The 21,943-nt window shown below is 42.0% G+C and carries 18 protein-coding genes; 4 read left to right on the top strand and 14 right to left on the bottom strand.

Going from position 1 to position 21,943, the window contains the following annotated elements; all coding sequences use genetic code 11:
• Window positions 1-32 precede the first annotated feature (32 nt).
• Window positions 33-527 (top strand): hypothetical protein, encoded by a 495-nt coding sequence (locus tag LRM50_RS02685; RefSeq protein ID WP_243809768.1) that lies wholly within the window; start codon window positions 33-35, stop codon window positions 525-527.
• Window positions 528-717: 190 nt separating this feature from the next.
• Here the strand turns inward: LRM50_RS02685 and LRM50_RS02680 are convergent, their stop codons facing one another.
• Entirely contained in the window at window positions 718-1,836 is a 1,119-nt protein-coding gene (locus tag LRM50_RS02680; protein WP_243809767.1) for an ABC transporter permease, read from the bottom strand.
• 1 nt (window position 1,837) lies between these two features.
• On the bottom strand, window positions 1,838-2,599 hold the full coding sequence (locus LRM50_RS04060) for an ABC transporter ATP-binding protein (RefSeq protein ID WP_243809766.1): 762 nt from the start codon (window positions 2,597-2,599) through the stop codon (window positions 1,838-1,840).
• A gap of 94 nt (window positions 2,600-2,693) precedes the next feature.
• On the opposite strand from LRM50_RS04060, the gene LRM50_RS02670 reads away from it, so the two are divergent.
• Window positions 2,694-4,130, top strand: coding sequence for a polysaccharide deacetylase family protein (locus LRM50_RS02670; RefSeq protein WP_243809765.1), 1,437 nt, complete (start codon window positions 2,694-2,696; stop codon window positions 4,128-4,130).
• A 2-nt stretch (window positions 4,131-4,132) separates the two neighbouring features.
• Here LRM50_RS02670 and LRM50_RS02665 read toward each other — a convergent pair whose 3' ends face one another.
• The 10 genes from LRM50_RS02665 to LRM50_RS04085 all read right to left on the bottom strand — a co-directional run bounded on the left by LRM50_RS02665 (window position 4,133) and on the right by LRM50_RS04085 (window position 15,359).
• Window positions 4,133-4,354, bottom strand: a complete 222-nt coding sequence (locus LRM50_RS02665; protein WP_243809764.1) for a DUF167 domain-containing protein — start codon at window positions 4,352-4,354, stop codon at window positions 4,133-4,135.
• 55 nt (window positions 4,355-4,409) lie between these two features.
• A complete protein-coding gene (locus LRM50_RS02660) occupies window positions 4,410-5,978 on the bottom strand; it encodes an RNA-directed DNA polymerase (RefSeq protein WP_243809763.1) in 1,569 nt (522 codons plus the stop codon).
• A 64-nt stretch (window positions 5,979-6,042) separates the two neighbouring features.
• The gene (locus LRM50_RS02655; RefSeq protein WP_243809762.1) at window positions 6,043-7,815 is read right to left on the bottom strand and encodes a hypothetical protein; all 1,773 of its coding nucleotides are present in this window, start codon (window positions 7,813-7,815) and stop codon (window positions 6,043-6,045) included.
• Window positions 7,812-8,474 carry a ferredoxin--NADP reductase gene (locus LRM50_RS02650; protein WP_243809761.1) on the bottom strand — a complete coding sequence of 221 codons (663 nt, stop codon included), beginning with the start codon at window positions 8,472-8,474 and terminating at the stop codon, window positions 7,812-7,814. Before LRM50_RS02650 ends, LRM50_RS02655 begins: the two co-directional genes overlap by 4 nt.
• A complete protein-coding gene (locus tag LRM50_RS02645; RefSeq protein WP_129631838.1) occupies window positions 8,459-9,199 on the bottom strand; it encodes an anaerobic ribonucleoside-triphosphate reductase activating protein in 741 nt (246 codons plus the stop codon). Before LRM50_RS02645 ends, LRM50_RS02650 begins: the two co-directional genes overlap by 16 nt.
• A complete protein-coding gene (locus LRM50_RS02640; protein ID WP_243809760.1) occupies window positions 9,150-11,276 on the bottom strand; it encodes a ribonucleoside triphosphate reductase in 2,127 nt (708 codons plus the stop codon). The genes LRM50_RS02645 and LRM50_RS02640 overlap by 50 nt, the downstream gene beginning before the upstream one ends.
• Window positions 11,277-11,452: 176 nt before the next feature.
• A complete protein-coding gene (locus tag LRM50_RS02635) occupies window positions 11,453-12,463 on the bottom strand; it encodes a protein kinase family protein (RefSeq protein WP_243809759.1) in 1,011 nt (336 codons plus the stop codon).
• Window positions 12,464-12,487: 24 nt separating this feature from the next.
• A complete protein-coding gene (locus LRM50_RS02630) occupies window positions 12,488-13,492 on the bottom strand; it encodes a class F sortase (RefSeq protein WP_243809758.1) in 1,005 nt (334 codons plus the stop codon).
• A gap of 87 nt (window positions 13,493-13,579) precedes the next feature.
• Window positions 13,580-15,145, bottom strand: a complete 1,566-nt coding sequence (locus LRM50_RS02625) for a hypothetical protein (RefSeq protein WP_243777881.1) — start codon at window positions 15,143-15,145, stop codon at window positions 13,580-13,582.
• Window positions 15,146-15,206: 61 nt separating this feature from the next.
• Window positions 15,207-15,359 carry a winged helix-turn-helix domain-containing protein gene (locus LRM50_RS04085; RefSeq protein WP_445082938.1) on the bottom strand — a complete coding sequence of 51 codons (153 nt, stop codon included), beginning with the start codon at window positions 15,357-15,359 and terminating at the stop codon, window positions 15,207-15,209.
• A gap of 247 nt (window positions 15,360-15,606) precedes the next feature.
• Here LRM50_RS04085 and LRM50_RS02620 point away from each other — a divergent pair, with 247 nt between their 5' ends.
• Entirely contained in the window at window positions 15,607-16,800 is a 1,194-nt protein-coding gene (locus LRM50_RS02620; RefSeq protein WP_243809757.1) for a glycoside hydrolase family 16 protein, read from the top strand.
• A 187-nt stretch (window positions 16,801-16,987) separates the two neighbouring features.
• The gene (locus LRM50_RS02615; RefSeq protein WP_243809756.1) at window positions 16,988-18,718 is read left to right on the top strand and encodes a family 16 glycosylhydrolase; all 1,731 of its coding nucleotides are present in this window, start codon (window positions 16,988-16,990) and stop codon (window positions 18,716-18,718) included.
• A gap of 64 nt (window positions 18,719-18,782) precedes the next feature.
• On the opposite strand, the gene LRM50_RS02610 is transcribed toward LRM50_RS02615, so the two are convergent.
• Together LRM50_RS02610 and LRM50_RS02605 are read right to left on the bottom strand one after the other, a co-directional pair.
• Entirely contained in the window at window positions 18,783-19,214 is a 432-nt protein-coding gene (locus LRM50_RS02610) for a hypothetical protein (protein ID WP_243809755.1), read from the bottom strand.
• Between the two features lie 29 nt (window positions 19,215-19,243).
• Window positions 19,244-21,889, bottom strand: coding sequence for a mannosyltransferase YkcB-related protein (locus tag LRM50_RS02605; RefSeq protein ID WP_243809754.1), 2,646 nt, complete (start codon window positions 21,887-21,889; stop codon window positions 19,244-19,246).
• Window positions 21,890-21,943: the final 54 nt, after the last annotated feature.

Genomic DNA, 21,943 nt, shown 5'->3' with positions numbered 1-21,943 from the left:
TATCATAGACATAGTCCCATTTTCTACCTATCATGAGAGTCAAAAAAGCAATTAAAGTATTTGAAAAGATTCGCGACTTACCCTACGGAACAAGTGGCAGTAATGAAGTGTGGTCGTGTTACCAAAAATGCGTACTCCTGAAACAAGAACTGCAGCACATCGGCATTACCAGTCAATTGCTAATTGGTGTTTTTGACTGGCAAGACCTGCAGATCCCCGAACACATCCTCAAAATTCGCCGCCAACAATATGAGAGGCATGTGATACTACGCGTGTTTATTGATGAATTTGCGTACGATGTCGACCCATCAATAGATATTGGGCTTACACCAACGTTACCTATGGCTTGCTGGGATGGCAAGTCAAGCACAACAACCATGGTACCACTGCGATGCCTGCGCGTCTACCGGCCACATTCCTTACATGAGCGTATTTTATCACAACTACGACGTAAGATATTTCGAAGTAACCCCGAGAGTTTTTATACTGCAATCGACATATGGTTAGCAACCATACGAGTAAGTTGATATTTTTTATTTTAGTGTGCTATATAACAATATATAGCTTTTACTCAGAGCTGCAGAGGGTGAAAATCACCTTCTCTTTGAGTAGGCTTGAGAGGAACTACTGTATATGGAGGCAGTTACTTGTTTCTCGGATTGAAAGATCCGCATTCAGCTTGAGCTCGTTCGGCGGGCTATTTTCATTGATATTATATTATTCCCACCTAAATAATTTAATAGCCACAAGGTAAATTACGAAAGTCCAGGCTGCAATAATTCCAAATTGTGGCAAGACCTCCATAAAACTTGCGTGCTCGGTCATAATTAGTCGAAAACCATCCGTGATTGGAGTTATGGGAACAAATTGAGCAACGCTTCGCAACCATTCTGGAAATAGATAAAGCGGGATAAATGTGCCAGACAGAAACATCATTGGAAAAGAAATCAAATTGCTTAATGCAGAAGACTGATCTTCGTTTTTCGACCAGCCAGCAATCAATAGCCCCATTCCCACCATCATGAATGCCGATAATATAGATATAACCACAAACAACGCCCAATCGCCTCGCATATTAAAGTGAAATATCAAAGCGCCAGCGACAACCATCATGATCAAGCTAAGCAAGGAAATAATCGTATAGTGAATTGCCGTAGAGATAATCAACTGCCCAGAAGTAAACGGCGCTGCACGTAAGCGTCGGTACGAGCCACGCTTCTTTTCGGCTGGCATTTGATTAGCTAGGCCAAAAATACCCATACTTATCAAGCTGAAAGTTAATAGCCCCGTAAATATGTAGTCAAACGACTTTAATTGTTCATCGCCAACCGCTTTACCAACAGCTTTAAGCGGAGCTTCGGGCTGGCCCATCTGACTATTGATGTTATTGGTAATTTGATTCATCACTGCCACTAGTGTATTACCCGCTTGTTCAGAACCTTTGGCGTAAAGAACATTCATCGTGCCTGTTGGAATAGGATGATTGCCGTTATTTTTTATCGCACCAAAATCACTCGGAAGTTCAATAATACCGTTAAGTTCCGACCGCTTCATCTTTTCGCGCGCGTCATTCATATCTTTAACGTCTTTAATTTTGAGAATTGAATCCTTCGAATTTTCTTTGGCATTTTTAACGAAACTTTTGGCAAATTCCGTCTGTGAATTGTTGACAATTGCAATATTAAAACTGGTCGAATCATTACTAAAAACCGACCCGAACACTAATAGAAAAATCAGCGGAAAAAGGAAAGTAAAAAATAGCGCCATTTTATCTCGGACGAAACGCTTTTGCTGAGCGCGAACTTGCCCGAATATTCCAATCCAATATTTTTTCATATTAATCCCGAATTGCCTTTCCTGTTAAATCAATAAACACATCCTCTAAGTTGGCCTGCTCGACAACTTGCTCTTTCTTAAAACCGCGCGCCAATAATTGCTGGATAAGATTATGTGGCGTATCAATTGTGATAATCTTACCGCTGTCCATAATTGCCAGACGGTCACATAATAATTCCGCCTCGTCCATATAATGCGTCGTCAAAAGAATCGTAATTCCCTCGTCGCGAATTTCCTTAATCAAGTCCCACAAATTTCGGCGCGCCTGCGGATCAAGCCCTGTGGTCGGCTCGTCCAAAAACAACACTTTTGGATTATTCACCAATGTCGAGGCAATCGCAAAACGCTGTTTTTGACCACCAGAAAGTTGCTCGACGTAATTCTTAGCCTTTTCCGTCAATTGAACCTTAGCGAGCAGCGCCTCGGTATCAACCGTCCGACCATATAAACTACCAAACATTTTCAATTGTTCACGCAAAGTCAGTTTGTCATAAAAAGCCGTCGACTGAAGCTGAATACCAATTATATTCTTAATATCTTTAGGTTTCTTAGCGACATCTATGCCGTCAATTGTAGCCGTGCCGCCATCAATTGATCTGAGCGCTTCCAACATTTCCAGCGTTGTTGTTTTACCCGCGCCGTTAGGACCAAGAATCCCAAATATCTCGCCCTTTTTAACTTCAAACGACACGCCGTCGACCACGTTATTTCCATCATAAGTTTTAACGAGTTTATCGACTTTTATAATTGACTCAAGTTCCACTCCGTAAATTCCTCTCTGTTGTAATTTTGATCAAGCTAGTCTCTACTTATTGTCAATAATAACAAAACCAAAGTACTAGTGCTATACTTATAATATGCGCATTCAGAGAAAAAAAGCAAAACCAAAATCGAAAAAACTATTTATTATCATACCGTTTTTGATATTGCTATTTTCAGCAGGGCTATTTGGGATATATTTCCTCAATCAATCACACTCGCGACAAACGACTGCACCATCTGATGAAAAGTATTATTTTGCCGATTCGAAATATTCTGGCATTCGCTCAAAATTTGTCACCAGAGATAACAAACGGGAAAAAGTTTCAATTGAATATCCGATCACAGAAAATGAAAAGATTAATCGCTTAATTAGCGAGTCGATTGATAAAATTGATCGCGATTTTCAAAATACGGTTTTACTGGCGACGGTTTTTGATAAGCCAATGACCGAAACGATTAGCTATCAAGTCACGCACAACACTTCAGAAGCGTTGTCGATTGTCGTCAATATTAAGCAGGATATGAACGGCGCGCATCCAGCATCAATGACGCAATTTTGGACTTTCGACAAAAAATCTGGCGAAATTGTCGGCTTAGCTGATTTTACAGAACAGTCTGATGAGGCTGCCGAAGCAATTATATCCGCTGCCAAAGATAATATTTCTCAAATCATCAAGCAACGCCAACAGCCAGAAATTGACCTGAATGAAATTATAAATAAAGAGGCTTTGTCTAATTTCATCATCACCAATAACGGCAATTCATTGGCTTGGCCACTCGGTCAGGCGTCGCTACTGCCATCATCATATGGAGAATTGACAATTACCGTGCCAATCTCCTCCGTCTCTAAACATCTGCAAAACCCAACGGCGAGAAAATTCGCCAACATCCCCAAACCTGCAGAAAAACCAAAACCAGCGCCCGCAACTCCAACGCCTATCGTCGCAAATAAAACAATTGCTCTAACTTTTGACGACGGACCTGGACCATACACCGAAAAACTGTTGGACATATTGGATAGGTACGACGCCAAGGCGACATTTTTCCTAATCGGCAGCAAAGTTTCAGCACGCGCCAACACATTACGCCGTATGCAGTCGCGCGGACATCAATTAGGCAATCATTCTTGGTCGCATCCAGAGTTAAATAAGGTTTCAGCAGAGCAACTCGCTAGTGAAATTGACCAGACAAATAACGTCATAAAACAAGCCGTCGGCACCAAACCCAACATCATACGTCCACCATACGGCGCGTTTAATCGAGCAGTTTTGGATCAATTCCGTCAACGTGGAATGTCGGCAGTTGTTTGGTCTGTCGATACGCGCGACTGGGCTGATCGTAATAGCGAAATCGTCTGTTCAAGGGCTGTCGCTGGCGCTCGCAACGGAGCTGTGATTTTAATGCACGATATTCATCAGACATCCGTGAATGCTGTTCCTTGTATCCTTAGCTCACTCAAACAACAAGGATATTCATTCGTAACGGTACAAAATTTAATCGGTGATATGACACCGGGCGCCGTTTATCCGTAAACTTAATCAATCTCAAATATCTTATATTTTGAAGTTGCACCGCGCACTAATTTAACTTCGGAAGACGCAACCTTAAAATGTTTTGCCAATAATTTAATAGCCGCCGCGTTGGCTCGACCTTCAATTGCTGGGTCTTTGACATAAACCGTCAATGTGTCGTCGTCATTTTTCACAACTTCCTCACGATGGCGAGAGTTTGGTTTAATGTGTACGGAGATTTTCATAAAATCTTAAAAATCTATCACTTCCAATTCCCGTGGCAAGATTTCTCGCGCAACTTTACTCATCATATTTGTCCATTATATATATTTCTGTCTCATCAAGTGACATAATGTCGTCCAGATCGGTAATAACCGTCTCGTCTATAAAACCAACTTTAGACAGCTCTCTGAATGACGATAGTTGCAACCATGAAGAATTCCAAACACCAAACACCATTCCATCTGCAATTACAGGACATCCGTATAATATAGAAATAATTGAGTTGCGTGACACAAGTCTACACAAAGGTTCGTTAAATTTTCTATTTCTGTCTAATTTAATACTAATACGTTGTAGCCATATATCTAAGTACCCCACATTTGGAACATCGGAAAACTTACGTATAATTTTTTGGTGTATATCCCCTCGTTCCTTTTCCGCCTCAAACGATATCAACTTTGATATCACAGAAGCGCCAGTTGCATATGTCCGAGGATTATTAAGCATTATATCCACTACGGTAGCAATCATCGCATCGCTCTGAAAGGGCTTACTCTTAAGAGCTTCTATACGCTTTCGAAAATCCCCAAGCAACCTATTTACGCTTCCCGAATTTTTATGTATTTTTGAGAAGTTCCTTATATAAAGTAACTGATGCTGTAGTCCAAGATTATTATCTCCATAATTAGATAAAATCAGGCTAATCTTATCAGCCTTAACCGAAGTGTCAATAACATTATCCGCGACCACCGTCTTGTTTGGATTCAATTTGAAATTTAATTCCGCTAATATACCACTCAACTCTAGAAGAATTTTTTCAGCATCTTGACGACTATTTGTGAAAATTCTATAGTCGTCCCGATATCTAAGTATCTTATATTCTTTAATCTTCGCTTTTCTCAGCTGCTCGCTTAACAACATATCTGCGAAGCCAAGGACCATTTCCGCAATTAAATCAGACACCATGTTGCCTTGAGGTATGCCGTTTGTCTGTCTGTTATGCATATCTTGCAAACAATTGTCGATACTATTTCCTAGCAGCCCGCCTTTTCTATCTAGCCCTCTGTGGTTACCTTTCGCTATTTTTTTATCATGAAGCGCCCATGCAACTGAATGTGTATACAGAGACCCGTAACAATCTGTGATGTCTGTAGTAGTAAGATACTTGAATTCTAGCGATAATTTGATTGACGCCTGTTCCATCTCGCTCCACCAACGATTTATATTCTCTTCTTTTTCTGTATTTCCTTTACTCTCGTCAGGTTTTTGTGGAATGTTTATCGCAATAATCTTATTATTGCTTCGCATCCTTTCGAAGCGCTTCTTAATAAAAGTCCAATTCTCTTTCTCTGTAAGTAAATTCACTAGCTCAACATAAAGAATCGGGTGAACAAGTTCGTATGGTCTCCATGTGTATGCACCATCCTTGTTAGCGAGTAACGTATAATTCACACCCTCAAAAGCACCTGGACCTTTTGCATTCTTACTACTATTCCTATAGTTTCCTTTTTGCACTATGTTATCAGCACAGTCTAATAGATTTTGCATATTAAAATAAGTAGGCAAACCAAAATTGCAATATGAATTAGGTCGTAATAATAAATCTCTAGCTTCAGAATGCTCTAATTCTAAGATAAGCTTACCCATTATTTCGCAATCTTCCAAATAGTATCACCTGTTGTCATATTAAACATTATACTATGTCCCATTCTTATCTTATGATTATTTCCTGTTTTATCGAAGAGATCTTAATAGCCAAAAAACCTAGCAATTCCGCTAAAGGTAAAAACATATTGACGCCATAGCTATTCGAAGTCGTATCATCTTCCGGATTCAACGGACTGTCATCAGCCCAAATCCCCGAATAAACGCCGGATATATTTGTATTATTCGCATCATCTTCGCCACAATTATAATTAACTTTTTCCTCCGATGAATTATCTGACGAAACAGGAATTTCTTGAAGAACTGGAATATTTAATTCCCTGTTCAAAATATTATCGGTATCATCACAATAATCGCTCGATTCTTCAATTTTTACAGAGCATTTTGCCTCATCGCAATCATCCGTAGTAACCAATCCCCTACATTCTTCAGCCAATTCAGCTTTTTTCGCGAGTTTTTTCACAACCTTATCGACGATATTATTCCGATCAATTACATCATCGGCTAATTTCAAATCGGGAGTAAATTGTCCCATTATTTCAGGTCTATTGGTCGGCAATTCTTCCGATTCACGCGTAACTTCTTCGCCCAACTCTGCGCAATCACCCAAATCATCCGCCATATTATCTGTTTCATTCACGACCGTACAATTGTCAAAATCTTCATCCACAGCAATATTCTCTGAATCTTCGAAACATACTTTATGCTTTCCAAAATCACATTGCGGTAAAATTGGCAAATCCTTCTTATTTTCTGTCAATTCAACAGATTCAATTCTTTTACGCACAGCCTCATCGTTAAACTCTGTCTCAGCTGGCGCATTATTATTGTCATCTTTCATCACCACATCAATTTCATTATTGACTTGAACAAAATCACGCACAGGCGAGGAGTTTGTCTCATTATGAATAACTTTCTCAGCCAAACCTTCCTTTGAAGTAGAATCTTCCAAAAACAGTGCAGAGTTTATATTATTTTCATCCCCTATATAGTTATCTTTCTTTATAGGTAATTCTCTCGGCAATTCATCCTCTTTATCAACAGCCGGAGCTTGATTCTCAGAAGACATATCTTCTTTATGAATGTCTACTTTTTCATCAACGTCTTCCGAGTCCATCGAGTTAATTTGACTAGCCGCCTCAGTCTCGCCCGACTCTTCGTTAATTCTCGGCTGAATATTTTCTTTGATTATTTTCGCGCTTGGAATATTTTCCGACGACACACTCTCACTATTCAAACATTCATCATCATCCGTCGGCTTGTTCGCCTCATTATTTTCCGCCGACACGCGCATCGACGCATCATCATCGCTCACTTCCGACTTAACCGCAGGTTTTTCTGATACGGATTCAGGTTTTTCATTTTCCGGTGGACTATCTTTTTCAATCGACTCGGGCGGCTTCTCTTCGTTATCAGCACTGACATATCCAGCAACAACAACATCACAACCATCGTCCATTAAGGCAGACAAATAACTCTTCGGCTCTTCTGCTGCCGGCTGTAAATTCTCTTCAGCAAAATTTCGCATTCTTAGTATTGAGCAAGTTCCCGCCGCAGCGCAACTGGCGCATGCTGCGCTGGCTACGTTTTGGCAAATTTCCGATCGTCTTTCGTCATTCAAACATTCCTCTGCTACTTCCGCTTCATTTTCTTCGGCAAATGACGTATCAATTTTCTCACCGCTAGCAACCGCTTCTACCAAATTTAATTCAGTCGCATCATCATCAATTTCTGAAGATAGATCCTGAAAATTAACATCGCCATTCAACGCCGAGAAAACATTAAAATCGCCCGCTCCATCTGCCAAACCTTCGTTCATTGCTCAAAAAACGTCTCCGTTGAAATTTTCAATTCGCTCACACCAGCGACGGATAATTTTTGCCAAACATCTCTAACAAACGGCAAACTTCCACAGACCAAAAAATGCGCATCTTCTGGTGTTTCGTGAACAATTTTTTCCACATTAAATCGACCGTTAAACCAACCATCTTTTTCTTCAACTTGCTGGCGAGTGCTAAACTTCTTCACTTTAATATTTGACGCTGCTAGCTCATTTCCAAAAACCATATATTCTGGCGATTTTTGGCTAAAATATAAAAACGTCGGCTGGCTAGAACTTGCCATAACGCTCCAAATTGGACTAAGTCCGCAGCCCGCAGCAATTCCGACCAAAGGACTTTCTGTTTGCGGATTAAAATCGCCATAAGCGTGGCTAATTTGTAATTTATCGCCAACATTACGTGAACATAAATAGCTAGAAAATTCACCACCAACATTCTTCACGGTAATTGACATTAGATCATCGTCAGGAGTAGAAGAAATACTATAAGCCTTCCCTTCACGCACACTACTACCATCAATAAAAACCGTAATATATTGTCCGGCGGTAAAGTCGAACGGTCGTGTAAAATATAACGTCTTCACTTCAGGATTTTCCTGACGGACGCGCACAATTTCAACCTCTAATGAATCACACATTCTCCAACGTACCTTTCCATTATTTTCTGAGCTTCTCTAAATTCTTCGTCAGTAAAAGTGTGGTAATTCGCGAACTTTGGACTAATTGTCGTGCCAGTGCGAAAATGTTGCAAGGCAAATCTCTTCGCGCCCTTAACCAACTCGCCAATCTTCTCAAAATCGCTAACTTCCAATTGCTCGCGGACAATCGTCGTACGGAATTCGTGATCAATCCCCGAATCAATCATCAACCGGACATTCTCCTTAATTGCTTCCAAATCAATCGGTCGCGCCGCAATTTCAACATATTTTTCCAGCGGACCTTTTACATCCATCGCAATAAAGTCGATCAGCCCTTCTTCGACCATTCCGCGAACTATATCTGGATGCGTACCGTTGGTATCCAATTTAATATCAAAACCAAGTTTCTTAATCATCCGACATAACTCCGGCAAATCTTCATTTACCGTTGGCTCACCGCCAGAAATCACCACGCCGTCCAGTCGACCAACTCGCGACTTTAGAAATATCATCACTTCATCAACTGGAAGGCTCGGCGCTAACCGTTCAGGCAATACCAATTCAGGATTATGGCAATAACCGCAGCGCATATTGCAACCAGAGAGAAACAGAGCTGCCGCCACGTGCCCTGGATAATCCACGAGCGACAGCTTCTGAATTCCACCAATTGACACCTTAAGCTGCCGCGACGGCGCTAAGTCGCTGGTGTTCGGCGGCATTGTCATAATGTTCCCTCATTTCAAATTCCGCTTGCTTGCCCTTATTCCATTGAGAAACTGGACGCAAGAAACCAACCACGCGTGAGTAAACTTCAGTCGCTTCACCACACTTTGGGCATTCTGGATGTTCACCAACAATATAGCCGTGATTCTTACAAATTGAGAAGCTTGGACTGAACGTGAAGTATGGCAATTTGTAATTTTCACAAATCGTTTTCACCAATTTTTTCAAAGTTTGCGGATCGTCCATGCGCTCGCCCAAGAAGAAGTGAATCACCGTGCCGCCCGTGTACTTGGTTTGCAAATTGTCCTGAAGATCCATCAACTCAAACAAATCGTCCGTGTAATTAACTGGCAAGTGGCTAGAGTTGGTATAAAACGGACATTTAACTTCCGCGCCAATTCCATTAGCAAAATGCGCTCGATCTGGGAAGCTGGCTTTATCAAGCTGCGCCAATCGATAAGTTGTGCCTTCAGCTGGCGTTGCCTCAAGGTTGTAATTATTGCCAGTTTCCTTCTGATATTCCACCAAACGATCGCGCATAAAATCAAGCGTTTTCTCAGCAAAAGCTTTACCTTTTTCCGTGCCAATATCAACGCCCAACAAATTAAGCGCCGCCTCGTTCGTGCCGATCAAACCGATAGTTGAAAAATGGTTCTTCCAATATTGATTGAAACGCTGTTTAATGTTTCGCAAATAAAACTTAGTGTACGGATACAAATTAGCATCGGTCAATCGCTCCAAAACTTTACGCTTGGTCTCCAAACTGTCCTTTGCCATATCCATAAGTTCAGCCAACCCCTTAAAGAATTCTTTTTCGTTCTTAGATTTTAGAGCCAGTCGTGGCAAGTTTATCGTTACCACACCGACCGAACCAGTCATTGGATTTGAGCCGAACAGACCGCCGCCACGATATTCCAATTGACGATTATCAATACGCAATCGACAGCACATCGAGCGCGCATCTTCTGGATCCATGTCGGAATTAATGAAGTTTGAGAAGTACGGAATGCCGTATTTAGCGCTAGCCTCCCACAAACTTTCAATTACCGGATTATCCCAATTGAAGTCCTTGGTGATATTAACCGTTGGGATTGGGAAGGTAAAGACTCGACCATTAGCGTCGCCTTCAGAAAGAACCTCCAGCAGCGCCTTGTTTAGCATATTCATTTCTTCTTGATATTCGCCATAAGTCGTGTCCTGCATTTCGCCACCAATAATCACTGGATTATCTGCCATATGCTTTGGACATTCAAGGTCAAGTGTAATGTTGGTAAACGGCGTCTGAAAACCAACACGAGTCGGCACATTAACATTAAAGACGAATTCTTGAATAGCCTGTTTTACTTCTTCATAGCTCAATTTGTCGGCACGAATAAACGGTGCTAATAGTGTATCAAAATCAGAAAAAGCCTGCGCACCAGCCGCTTCGCCCTGTAATGTATAAAAGAAGTTCACGACTTGACCAAGCGCTGATCGGAAATGCTTAGCTGGCTTAGAGGCAACCTTACCAGCCACGCCAGTAAATCCTTCTTGTAACAAGTCAGTCAAATCCCAACCAACACAATAAACGCTTAGCAAGTTAAGGTCGTGAATGTGCAAGTCGCCTTCTTTGTGAGCTTGCCCAATCTTCGATGTATAAATTTTATCCAGCCAGTAAGTCTTCGTAATCTCCGCTGAAACATAGTTATTCAAGCCCTGCAGGCTGTAGCCCATATTAGAGTTTTCATTAACTTTCCAGTCCAAATTTTCCAGATATTTATCAATCAAATCAACGTGCGCATTAGAGGTAATTTCGCGCAATTTTTTATGCTGATCACGGTAAATAATGTATGCCTTTGCTGTCTTCTTAAACTTAGATTCAATCAACGCATCCTCAACAATATCCTGAATATCTTCAACGCTTGGTAGACGCTTTTGGTTACGAGTTTCCAAAACACCCAAAACTTTGTCGGTCAATTCAACTGCTTGAGCGGCGTCAAATTCACCAGTTTCCAGTCCCGCCTTTTCAATTGCTTTTTCAATTTTTTTCCGATCAAATTTAGCAGCTCTACCGTCGCGTTTTTTAATTGATTTATACATTCCCCCTCCTTATTTATAAAAACAGCAAACCAGCCCAACCTCTCCAGTGGGCACATGTTGCAAAAAACGTTATTTATTTTCTAAAACACCATATGTAGTGCTTAATATTGAATATACACGCGATATATAGCGTCTGTCAATGAAAGTACATTGTATTATTTACATTTATGATTTCTTTACATGGATTGCAATAAATCATAAGCAACAGCCGCTGATAACGCCTGCATTTGACGAAGATTATCACCCGGCTTGAGTGGCGGCTTGAGACTACGTATAATGAAAAATCCGACAAATGACGCCAGCATTTCCACGTTCAACTCACCTAGCCACGGCGTTACGTCATGGCCATGGCGCGCCATATCAACCAGAAATTCTGTCGCACCAGATCCCTGGGGTGCATAGGAAGCCCAGTTCCAGTCAACCAACTTCAACTCGCCAGTTTGCGGATTAAATGCCAGATTATCACTACGAACATCCGAATGATTAAAGCAGTCCTCCGTCTGCTTGGCAAATTCTTTAGCGCGCACCGAAATATCAATCAACTCATCGCGCTTTTCTAACAGCTCAATTATATTCCGACAACACCACTGATTAATCTCCAACTGACTTGGCAATAGTTTTTGATAGTTATTAATCAATCGACGACGAATATCAGTATCAGCAATAATCTGATCAATCCCATCATCTAAGCCAAACTCTCTCGCCACAAATGGTTGTAATTGCAATTCTTCAATTAGCTCCTGTGGCAATTTTATTTTTTCCAACTCGCGAACCGCGGTTATCACCGTCGAAATATAACGTTCCGCGACAGAGTTATCCGTCGGAGGTTGCCACAACCACCCATCTGACGAAGCGTAACTGCTCATCATCAACACGTAACCGTCATCAGCCAATTCAGTCCAATCAGCAACATATTGCGGATAAGTTTTCTGCAATAAGCATGTTACTGCATAATCTTTTTTTAGCCAGCCTAATTCCCGCTCACCCTCATCCGACAATAAATCAGCATCAACTTCTTTAACGAAAATCGTTCGATCGCCAGACGACACTAATGCTCGACGATTAAGCGAAAAGCCGCCACTTACTGGCGTGATCCGTAATTCAGATGAATCAACGTTCAGCTCCGTCGCCGCACACCGCAAAGCTCTGTCGGTTAATAATTTATCGTGATCTGGCAATGTTCCCATGCATAAATTATAACATCAGACAACTTAAATCCGCTTAGTAAATATCATTACTCTATTATTACGAGTTTGGGAATTTTTTATCCACTCCCCTGCGCACGTCATCAAATTCAGACCCTCAGATACACCATCAGCTGGCCGAATAAAACTATTCATATCCACATCAGATAATTTAACTGTTTGTTTTTTTATCACCTGATAACGTAGTATTTTACCGTCACCACGCTCGACACTAATCGTATCACCAGTATTTAGAGACTCTAATTTATTAAAAATCCCGCCCAACGTTGTACCGGATGCATGTCCAATAATTATTGATGCGCCTAACTGACCTGGTTTAACACTGCCGGTATACCATCCAGCATCAAAGATGTTGACAGGTGACTGCATTGAACCGTCCGAATTGACACTCATTTGCAAAACCCTAGCTTTAACCCCCAACTTCTCAATGGTGATGACTCGCGGCAAATCTGCAGCAACCCTATATTTGGCAATGGCATCATCTGAGACTTTAGTTTCATCTTTACCCTCACTATTTCTACGATCATTAGAATCATCGCTGCGTGCTGTTACTGGCGCCCCATTAACGGCGTTCTTTATTCGACTATTCAACAGCCAGGAGTCAACAAACGAATATATCGAGATTGTCAAAAGAATAACTGCAATTACGCCAGGAAGCTTTTTACGAAAATTACCACCTAAAATATTTCGCAAAGATTGCTTAATATATCTCTGCTTGCTACCCCGAAAATCACCGACAAACACAGACTCTCCATAGATATCTAGCAAGCGGGCTGCTCGAGTAAGTTTTTTATTAATTAGCGTAGGTTTCTTTGATTTTATACACTGCCGAGGCTGTTTTGTCTTAGTCGACACAGAATGATGAGCAATATCCGCAGTATGCTTCATATTCACACTATCAGTCACATTTACAACAATATCACTCATCAGCCTGCGTCGCGGTACAACCACTCGACCCCTAGCCTTTGGCGGTGTCTGTAAATTGCGTATATTTCGTTCTCCCCGTACCATATCTACCTCATTGTAGCCAACAGGCACGCTCTGCGTCAAACCGCTTATGGCGTGCCTGTCGATTTTTTAAGCCTTTACTTCGGCTCTTTACTTCTTACTAAGACTCTTTCGCTTTGTTACGAATAACAGAGCGGCTGCTGAAGCTACTCCAGCTATAGCCCCAATCAAATTAACAGACAATTTTTCACCACCTGTATTTGGAGCTTTTGGAGCTTTTGAGTCATTCTGTGCCGTCAGTACAACATCATTACCGTCACCGCCAACATAACTAATCTTGAAGGTTGCACCGCTTACAGTTACCTCTGCACCTTCAGGTAAGTCCTTAAATGTTCCTTGAACAGGGTTAGTGCCGTTGTTGCTGACTATCGTAAAGGTATCGCCCTTCTTAATGACACCACCAGCCAAGTATGTTAAGTCTAGACTACCATTTAGATAAACATCATGTGCAACAATCTGATCATAGTGATCTTTGTTTAAGATTTCCGCCTTATAAACACCGGTATTCTGTAGAGCGAAGGTTTCCAATACGGTAATTTTACCTGGTGAATTACCCGGAGCAACAACACCTGATACATAAAGACTTTTCACAGTAGCGTCACCACCGAACACGCCGCCTTCATCAACACTTACCTCAGAACGGCTACCATTTAGTAAAACTGTTTCACCTTTTTTAACAGTCACAAACTCATCAGGTTTGTCGCCGTCTAATTGTATTGTTTTAGCTTCATGAGCATTACCAATCTGACCATTCGGCGTGCCACTGGTGTTATTTGAAGACTCAACCAGTACTGTACCTTCATTATCTTTATGCGCAACCAGCTTACCTGGACCACTAAGTTTACCGGTAATCTTCAATGTGACATTTGACGCTAGCCGATATTCAACATCACCGTTAAGTACAATGTCACCAGACAGAACAGTCGTTACGCTCGAAGCACTACCACCACCGCCGCCTTGACAACCCATTCCGTGAGAAATCATCGCACCATTTTCAAAAGTGATTTTGCTAGAACTTGTTTCATTGTCATAATAATCAATATCTAACTGACCTTTATTTTTAACCAAGATACTATTAGCGCCAGCTAGCGACACACTAGCATTTTCTCCGACAATTTTTTCTGCAGCTTTTATATAACCATCTATATTATTACATCCAGCATTAGTAACCTCAAAACGGCTTATTGTCGGTTTGCCATCAAATCTACCATCAAATCCATTCGATTTCAGATTTGATAAGCCAGTGACAGCGCCTGTAATATGAACACCTGGTATTTTATCTTTACTGTCGCTACTAGTCTCGTCGCCAGTAAATTCAGCATTTGAGGTAAATCGCATCGTATCAATGCGATAATAGGCGCAAAATTTGTCGTCAGGAAGACTACCCTTTTTAACCTCTAATCCTGACAGAGCTACCGTTAAATCGTTCTGAATGTTTTCATTAGGCCCATCAACACACTTAAATACCAACTTAGAACCTTCTGTTGGTACCTGACCTTCTTTCCAGTTACCAGCGGTTGACATTTTATGGTCACCAGCTGAGCCAGTCCACGTAAATGAAGCTGGCGCAGCACTTACCGGCGAATGAAGCGCCACTATGCCAACAATAGCCGCCACCGACGCGGCGCCGATTATTTTAGTATAAGAAACACCCATTTTGTTTCCCTCCCGTACACGTTTGTGTTTTAATTTAATTTGTGACTTCACAATATCATTACTAAATGAGCTTTACAAGCATAATTGTATAAAATACAACAAAAAAAACTATATATTCTATCTGTTCTTTCGATAAAACCTTACCTTTGTTCCGCATCAAATATTCCAGAACACCATATTCCTTAGCGGTCAAGTTAATCTCCTGCGAGGTCATCGTCGCCGTAGGTTTGTTGTTAAATTAACTTGTTCTCATTTATACCTTTTTCATGGTAATTATTCCTCTAATTAATGCTATTTATATAGTAAATAATGGTTCTTTAATTTTGCTGTAAAATTGACTATTCTTCTTTTATTTTTATAATGCTTGTTGTTATAATTGGTGTCTAACATAAATTTAAGGGGAGTGTATGTTAATAAGAAAACGCTTTTTAAATACAAAAGTTAAAATATTAACCGGCATAATGATAGCTGGATTAGTTGTCAGTGGATCACTACTTACCTTGCCAACCGTACAAGCTAAGAATACTGTTAGCGATGATTATCCACTAAATGATAGCGCCAACTGGAATCAAGAGCCTGTTTGGCGTGATGAATTTAATGGCACGTCATTAGACGCAGAATCTTGGAATGTGCGCAGTGGCGGATGGGGTGCGAACCACGTTCAAAGTTGCTATAGAAATAGAGAAGAAAACGTGAATGTTAAAGATGGCAGTCTAAATCTGGTTGGGTTATATAAGCCAGGCGAAAAGTGTAGTGGCAATGAAAAAAGCGGCAATTTCACCTCTGGATTCGTAGAAACGAAGGGCAAAAAAGCTTGGACTTACGGCTATATTGAAGCTCGCATAAAAATGCCGAATAATAAGAGTACTTGGCCAGCATTCTGGATGAGTCCTAACGAATCTGCATATGGTAGTTGGCCTCGCAGTGGTGAAATTGATATCGTAGAAACTAAAGGCTCTAACTTAGATTACGCAGCAGCAGATGCTCACTGGGGAATCTCACCAGGATACAAGAAGCATGCCCAAGGTAAAAAATTGCCAGCTGGATTTAAAGACACTACTCAGTGGCACACTTACGGCGTAAAATGGACTGAAGGAAAATTGGAATATTACATTGACGGCGTAAAGTTCCATACCGTCAGTAGTTTTGGATGGCCAAACGCAGCAAACACACCTTACGGCCCATTCGACAAGCCGTTCTTTCTACGACTTAACTTGGCAATCGGCGGCGACTACATTGACGGCAATGGTAGCAAGTGGTCAAATGCCTACAACGCTCTAGCTGAATATCCAAAGTCATTCCCGGCAACTATGTCAATCGATTACGTCCGCGTATACGAAAGGCGAACAGCTAAAGAAGTTAACGTACCAGACAATAACTTGCGCGCTCAACTTAATAAAAACCTGTCAGCAGCACTTAGTACTAATCGTAAAGACGATCAAAAAATTACTGACGTAGAGTTGGAAAAATTGACAGATCTTAACCTAGATGCAGCCGACAACGCATCAGAAGCAGAAAAGATTCACGATCTAACAGGATTAGAAGCAGCTAAAAACCTTAAGACTTTATCTCTTAAGAACAACTCTGTCTTCGACCTAAGAGCGGTTTCCAACATCAAATCTCTAAAGTCAATAAACCTAACGATTAATCGCTAATTAGCTTAGGCGTTTACAGGAAAATTGTCATCTCATTACGGGGTGGCAATTTTTTATTTCAACCTGAAACTCCAGTATTCGACATCTCTATAGTTCTGTTGTTAAAATAACTACATACTAAACTTTACTTTTATTCCGCTTATTGTTATAGTGGTGTTAAATATCAAAATATTGGGAGAGATAAAAAATGTTAATAAAAAAACGTTTTTTGAATACAAAGCTTAAGTCGGTGGCTGGATTAATGGCTGCTGCGGCTATCATTGGTGGATCAATATTCACTCTGCCTATAGACAATGCCAAAAGCGCAGGAAGTCCATATCCGCCAACAGATAGTGAATATGAGAAAGTCTGGTCAGATGAATTTAATGGAGATTCACTAGATACGAACGTATGGTCTCCATACACAGGAGGCTGGAACGCTAGTGAGGTTCAGGGGTGCTATACAGAATCCGCGGAAAATATAAACGTCAGTGGAGGTAGCCTAAATCTGATCGGTCTATATAAACCAGGCGTAACCTGTAATAAGGGTAAAAATAAAGATTTTACTTCTGGATTCGTAGAAACAAAAGAGAAACAAGCTTGGACTTACGGATATTTTGAAGCTCGCATAAAAATGCCAAATAATAAAAGTACCTGGCCAGCATTCTGGATGAGCCCTAACGTAAAAAGATACGGTGAGGGGTGGCCTATGAATGGCGAAATCGACATCGTAGAAACAAAGGGTTCTGATTTGGACTATGCTGCCGCGGATGCACACTGGGGAAAATCCATAACCAATAAGACACACAAGAACAGCCACAAATCGGACCTACCGGCAGGCTTTTCAAATACTACTGACTGGCATACGTATGGGGTAAAGTGGACTGAAGGAAAGTTAGAATACTTCATTGATGGAAAAAGCTATCATACAGTTGAAGGATTTGGTCAACCAAATGCCGCAAACACACCGCACGGGCCATTCGACGTACCATTCTTCCTGCGTCTTAACATGGCAATTGGCGGTACTTATATCGACGGCCCTGGTGGTAAATGGTCGAATGCCTACAATGTCGTAGCAGAAGAACCAGGCACATTCCCTGCAACTATGTCAGTCGACTACGTTCGTATATACCAAAGACGACAACCTAAAGAGGTTGAAGTCAAAGACACGGGACTACGCAAGCTACTCAATGAAAAACTAGGAGAGAAACTTGGTACAACTCGTACAGAAAATCAAAAAATTACTGACGTAGAGTTGGAAAAATTGACAGATCTTAACCTAGACAACTCAAACATTACCAACCTAACTGGAATAGAAGCTGCCAAAAACCTTAAGAATTTGTCGTTAAATCACAACTCAATCTCAAACCTAAGCCCACTAGCTGGACTGACTTCCCTAAAAACTCTGTCACTTAAAGAGAACAAGATTACAGATATAAGCCCACTGACTGGACTAACTTCCCTAACTTCATTAAATCTTGAAGATCAACAACCTAGTATTAAACCTAACGACAAATCTTTTGCTTCACCATTAAAGGATTTGGCAGGAAATGTAGTCTCCGTGACCAACTCAGCAGACGTTATTAACAGCACGGCAACTCCTGGAAATATTCAGGTGCTGTCACTACCAGCCAGCGGAGCATCTCCTATCCTGAATACTCTTTGGACAAGAAGTGTAACAATCGGAACAGTTTCAGCTACATTTAGCGGTACTCTGGCTATTGACACATCAGTAATCCCTAGGACAGCACAGCCACAACCTCAACCGCAACCACAACCGCAGCCACAACCTGCTAGTCCGTCAGCTGCCGCCCACAATCCAGCTAATAAGCCTCAAAATGCTGTAAGTGGTCTACTCGCAAACACAGGATTTAATGTCTTCTTAGGTGTTATCGCCACTCTAGCACTAGTTGCTGCAGGACTATTCATTCTACGCTAACATGCAACTACATAAAATTACCACCCCGTGATGAGGTGGTAATTTTTTATTGAGAACTGGGTTTTTATTGTCGAGAGGATTGAGAAATTGGTTGAGGTGCTACGCCAGACTGTGAAGCGTCTGATGGTGGCGTGTTTGTTGTGTTATTTTGAGCCGATGGAGTTTGCCTAGCCGAAGATGAATCTGATTGACCGGGTTGTCCAGGTTGAGCTTGAGACGTGCTGCCATTTCCGCCAGATTGTTGCCTAGATCCGCCAGGACCGCCTTGAGATTGGCTCATTCCTGGAGGACCGCCAGCTTGCCCGCCTATTTGGCTTCCGCTTGAGCCGCCAACTTGCATGCCCGCAACAAATCCCAGTCCACACAAAACCACGCCACCAATTGCTATTCCCATTGCCGCACCGACGCTAATTGAGCGTTTTTCGTTCGAAGTGTTTTCTGAATTGTTAAAGATATTTTCTGGCGTTGTTTGAGATTCTTGATCTAATTTTCTCATAATATTTCTCCTTTGGTTAAATTTATTTCTTATGCAGATAGTTCGTATAATGTTACATCACTACCTCCATAATTAACGACTTTACCGTTTTTCTTAATCCAATTTGTGATTTCGCTATTTCCACCGTTTGGACCGCCACCATGACCGTGCGAGCTAGCGGCGTAATATTTCAATTTGCCATCCGCCACCAATTGCTTAAATTGTTCAAGTGTGAGTGGCGTGTCGCTGCCGTTAAAGCCACCAATTGCCATGACTGGTTGACCGCTAGTTAGCTGAATTGCCGCCGATTCATTAGCGCTATCCACCGCCGCCAACCAAGTCGCATTATTTTGGTTTTGTAAAAGATACTGAACCAACGCGCTATCTGCCTGAGATTTTTCATTATTACTTCCCTGCATCGCCGTTGAATTCGGGCCAGCCGTCGGAATACTGCCTGTATGCGTGACGTTGACGGTCGACAGCGTGTAAACAACTGGAGCAGTCATACACGCAGCCACAGAAGTGATAATTGCCAAGTTCTGAAGCCAACGTTTCGGCGTATACAAATTGACCAATAGCCCAATCATACCGATAGTTCCCAGAATACCAACTATCCACATTAGCCAAGTCATCGTACCAGCATAGCTAAGGATAATTATCGCAATCGCCGCCGTTACACCGACCAACATAGGCAAAATCCAAGCATACGACTTTCGCCTGACGTACGCACCCCACAAAAACGGCACACCAATTCCAACCAGAGCCGCCACAGCCGGTGCCATAACCACCACGTAGTACGGATGAATTACGCCGCTAGTCATGCTAAATATTACGATGTGAATGATCAGCCAAAGTATCCAGAATATTACTGCCGCTCGTCCGCGATTAGTCCGCGGAGTTTTGCGTAAAATCCACAAGAGTAGTCCGCCACTTGCTAATGCTAAGACTAACAACCATGCGATGTTCGGTCCGAAATCATTATTAAATATCCTAAATATTCCCGTTTGCCCGCCAAATCCAGTACCTCCAGGACCATGACCGCCACTGGGAGCGCCACCCATTCCGCCAGGACTTGCTATTACCATTCCACCACTCGGAGGAGTCCCGCCACCTCCACCGCCGCGGTTTCCTAATAGTCGACCAAATCCGTTATAGCCAAAAATCAAACTCCAAATACTATCGTCATTCGTACTACCAACCCACGGTCGATTGCCAGACGGCGTCAGCCAAACAAGCACACTCCACCATAAAGTCGACACCGTCGTAATCACGCCTGCAAACATCAAATGCAGAAATCGCGTAACAATTGGCGGCTTGGCGAACGCCAGATAGGCAATTACCATCGCAGGTAAAACCATCAAGCCCTGAAGCATTTTCGTATTAAATGCTAATCCCGTAAACAGTCCCGCCAGACCGAGCCATAAAAGCGGACGCCTACCTTCTAATGACCTGAGAAATGCGTAACCGCTGGCGGTAAGCATAAATGTCAAGATAGCATCTGGATTATTAAATCCGAACATCAACGCCGCAACAGGAGTTAACATTAATGTGACTGCAGAAATTATCGCACTAGTAAAGCCGAATTGCCGTTTCACTGCCGAATATAACAACCAAACCGAACCGACGCCCGCTAATACGCTCGGCAGTAGCATTGAAAAGCTAGAAAATCCAAACAGTCGAGCGCTAAGTCCCATTATCATCGTCGCCAGCGGAGGCTTATCGATTGAAACATAATTCGCAGCGTCCAAACCGCCAAACAGCCACGCCGTCCAGTTTTGGCTTGCTGCCTGCACTGCCGCTGCGTAATAGCTATTCGCCATACCATTATGCATCGCGCCAAACAAATACAACGCGCCCGTCGCAATCAACAGCATCGGAAGCGCCATTTTCTCAAGCCACGAACGATTGTTCAATTCTTTATTAACTCGATGAAGTCCTTTTAAGTCATCGACCGCAGTTTTTACAATCTTCACACGACTATCAGTATCTTCAATCCAAGTAACGGGCTGCTCGTGAATCGGCACGCCTGCGCGCTCCGTTTTAATCAAAAACTCGGTGTCGAAGAACCACTCATTGTCCTTAATTTTTGGCAAAAATCTCTTCGCCACGTCACGACGAATTGCCTTAAACCCGCACTGCGCATCGCTAAATTTGGTTCGCGACGTCAATTTTATAATCTTGTTATAACACCGTGAAATAAACTCCCGCTTAAAACCGCGGCTGGTCTTTGATTTTTTCATCAATCGAGAACCAATCGCCACGCCAGCTTCGCCCGCCACAAGCGGCTGAATCATTGGCAGAAAATCATCCAAGCTGGTGGACAAATCGACATCCATATACGTCAGAATATCCGCCTGACTGCTTTGCCAAACCTGCTTTAATGCTCGCCCGCGACCACGTTCAGCTAGCCTTACAACACGAACTGATTGATGATTTTGCACCAAGTTTTTCGCTATTTTTAAAGTGTTATCTTGGCTACCGTTATCTGCGATCGTTATCTGATAGCGATATGGCAAATTTTCCATCATATATTCGTCAAGCGTTTCAATGCTGCTTTGAAGAATTTTTTCCTCGTTCAGCACCGGCACGACTATGTCGACAAATGGATTAGCTATCGCCCGAAACGGCAATGGACTAGAATCGGACGTAATAAGTCGCGGCCTAGCTAATGATTGGGATGTGGTTATTACTCTCATGCAAACCACTATAAACAAGCATTCTGTAAAAATGCTTTAAATAGCAAGATAAGT

Source organism: Candidatus Nanosynbacter sp. TM7-053 (genome assembly GCF_022828375.1).
GTDB lineage: Bacteria > Patescibacteriota > Saccharimonadia > Saccharimonadales > Saccharimonadaceae > Nanosynbacter.
The sequence above is the reverse complement of the archived record's forward strand: the minus strand, read 5'-3'. Positions and strand labels throughout refer to the sequence as shown.

Coding starts and splice junctions, on each gene's coding strand:
- LRM50_RS02630 (WP_243809758.1), bottom strand. CDS start 13,492: ATGGTACGGGGAGAACGAAATATACGCAATTTACAGACACCGCCAAAG.
- LRM50_RS02670 (WP_243809765.1), top strand. CDS start 2,694: ATGCGCATTCAGAGAAAAAAAGCAAAACCAAAATCGAAAAAACTATTT.
- LRM50_RS02660 (WP_243809763.1), bottom strand. CDS start 5,978: ATGGGTAAGCTTATCTTAGAATTAGAGCATTCTGAAGCTAGAGATTTA.
- LRM50_RS02605 (WP_243809754.1), bottom strand. CDS start 21,889: ATGAGAGTAATAACCACATCCCAATCATTAGCTAGGCCGCGACTTATT.
- LRM50_RS02635 (WP_243809759.1), bottom strand. CDS start 12,463: ATGGGAACATTGCCAGATCACGATAAATTATTAACCGACAGAGCTTTG.
- LRM50_RS02665 (WP_243809764.1), bottom strand. CDS start 4,354: ATGAAAATCTCCGTACACATTAAACCAAACTCTCGCCATCGTGAGGAA.
- LRM50_RS02610 (WP_243809755.1), bottom strand. CDS start 19,214: ATGAGAAAATTAGATCAAGAATCTCAAACAACGCCAGAAAATATCTTT.
- LRM50_RS04085 (WP_445082938.1), bottom strand. CDS start 15,359: ATGACCTCGCAGGAGATTAACTTGACCGCTAAGGAATATGGTGTTCTG.
- LRM50_RS02645 (WP_129631838.1), bottom strand. CDS start 9,199: ATGACAATGCCGCCGAACACCAGCGACTTAGCGCCGTCGCGGCAGCTT.
- LRM50_RS02650 (WP_243809761.1), bottom strand. CDS start 8,474: ATGTGTGATTCATTAGAGGTTGAAATTGTGCGCGTCCGTCAGGAAAAT.
- LRM50_RS02685 (WP_243809768.1), top strand. CDS start 33: ATGAGAGTCAAAAAAGCAATTAAAGTATTTGAAAAGATTCGCGACTTA.
- LRM50_RS02615 (WP_243809756.1), top strand. CDS start 16,988: ATGTTAATAAAAAAACGTTTTTTGAATACAAAGCTTAAGTCGGTGGCT.
- LRM50_RS02680 (WP_243809767.1), bottom strand. CDS start 1,836: ATGAAAAAATATTGGATTGGAATATTCGGGCAAGTTCGCGCTCAGCAA.
- LRM50_RS02655 (WP_243809762.1), bottom strand. CDS start 7,815: ATGAACGAAGGTTTGGCAGATGGAGCGGGCGATTTTAATGTTTTCTCG.
- LRM50_RS02640 (WP_243809760.1), bottom strand. CDS start 11,276: ATGTATAAATCAATTAAAAAACGCGACGGTAGAGCTGCTAAATTTGAT.
- LRM50_RS02620 (WP_243809757.1), top strand. CDS start 15,607: ATGATAGCTGGATTAGTTGTCAGTGGATCACTACTTACCTTGCCAACC.
- LRM50_RS02625 (WP_243777881.1), bottom strand. CDS start 15,145: ATGGGTGTTTCTTATACTAAAATAATCGGCGCCGCGTCGGTGGCGGCT.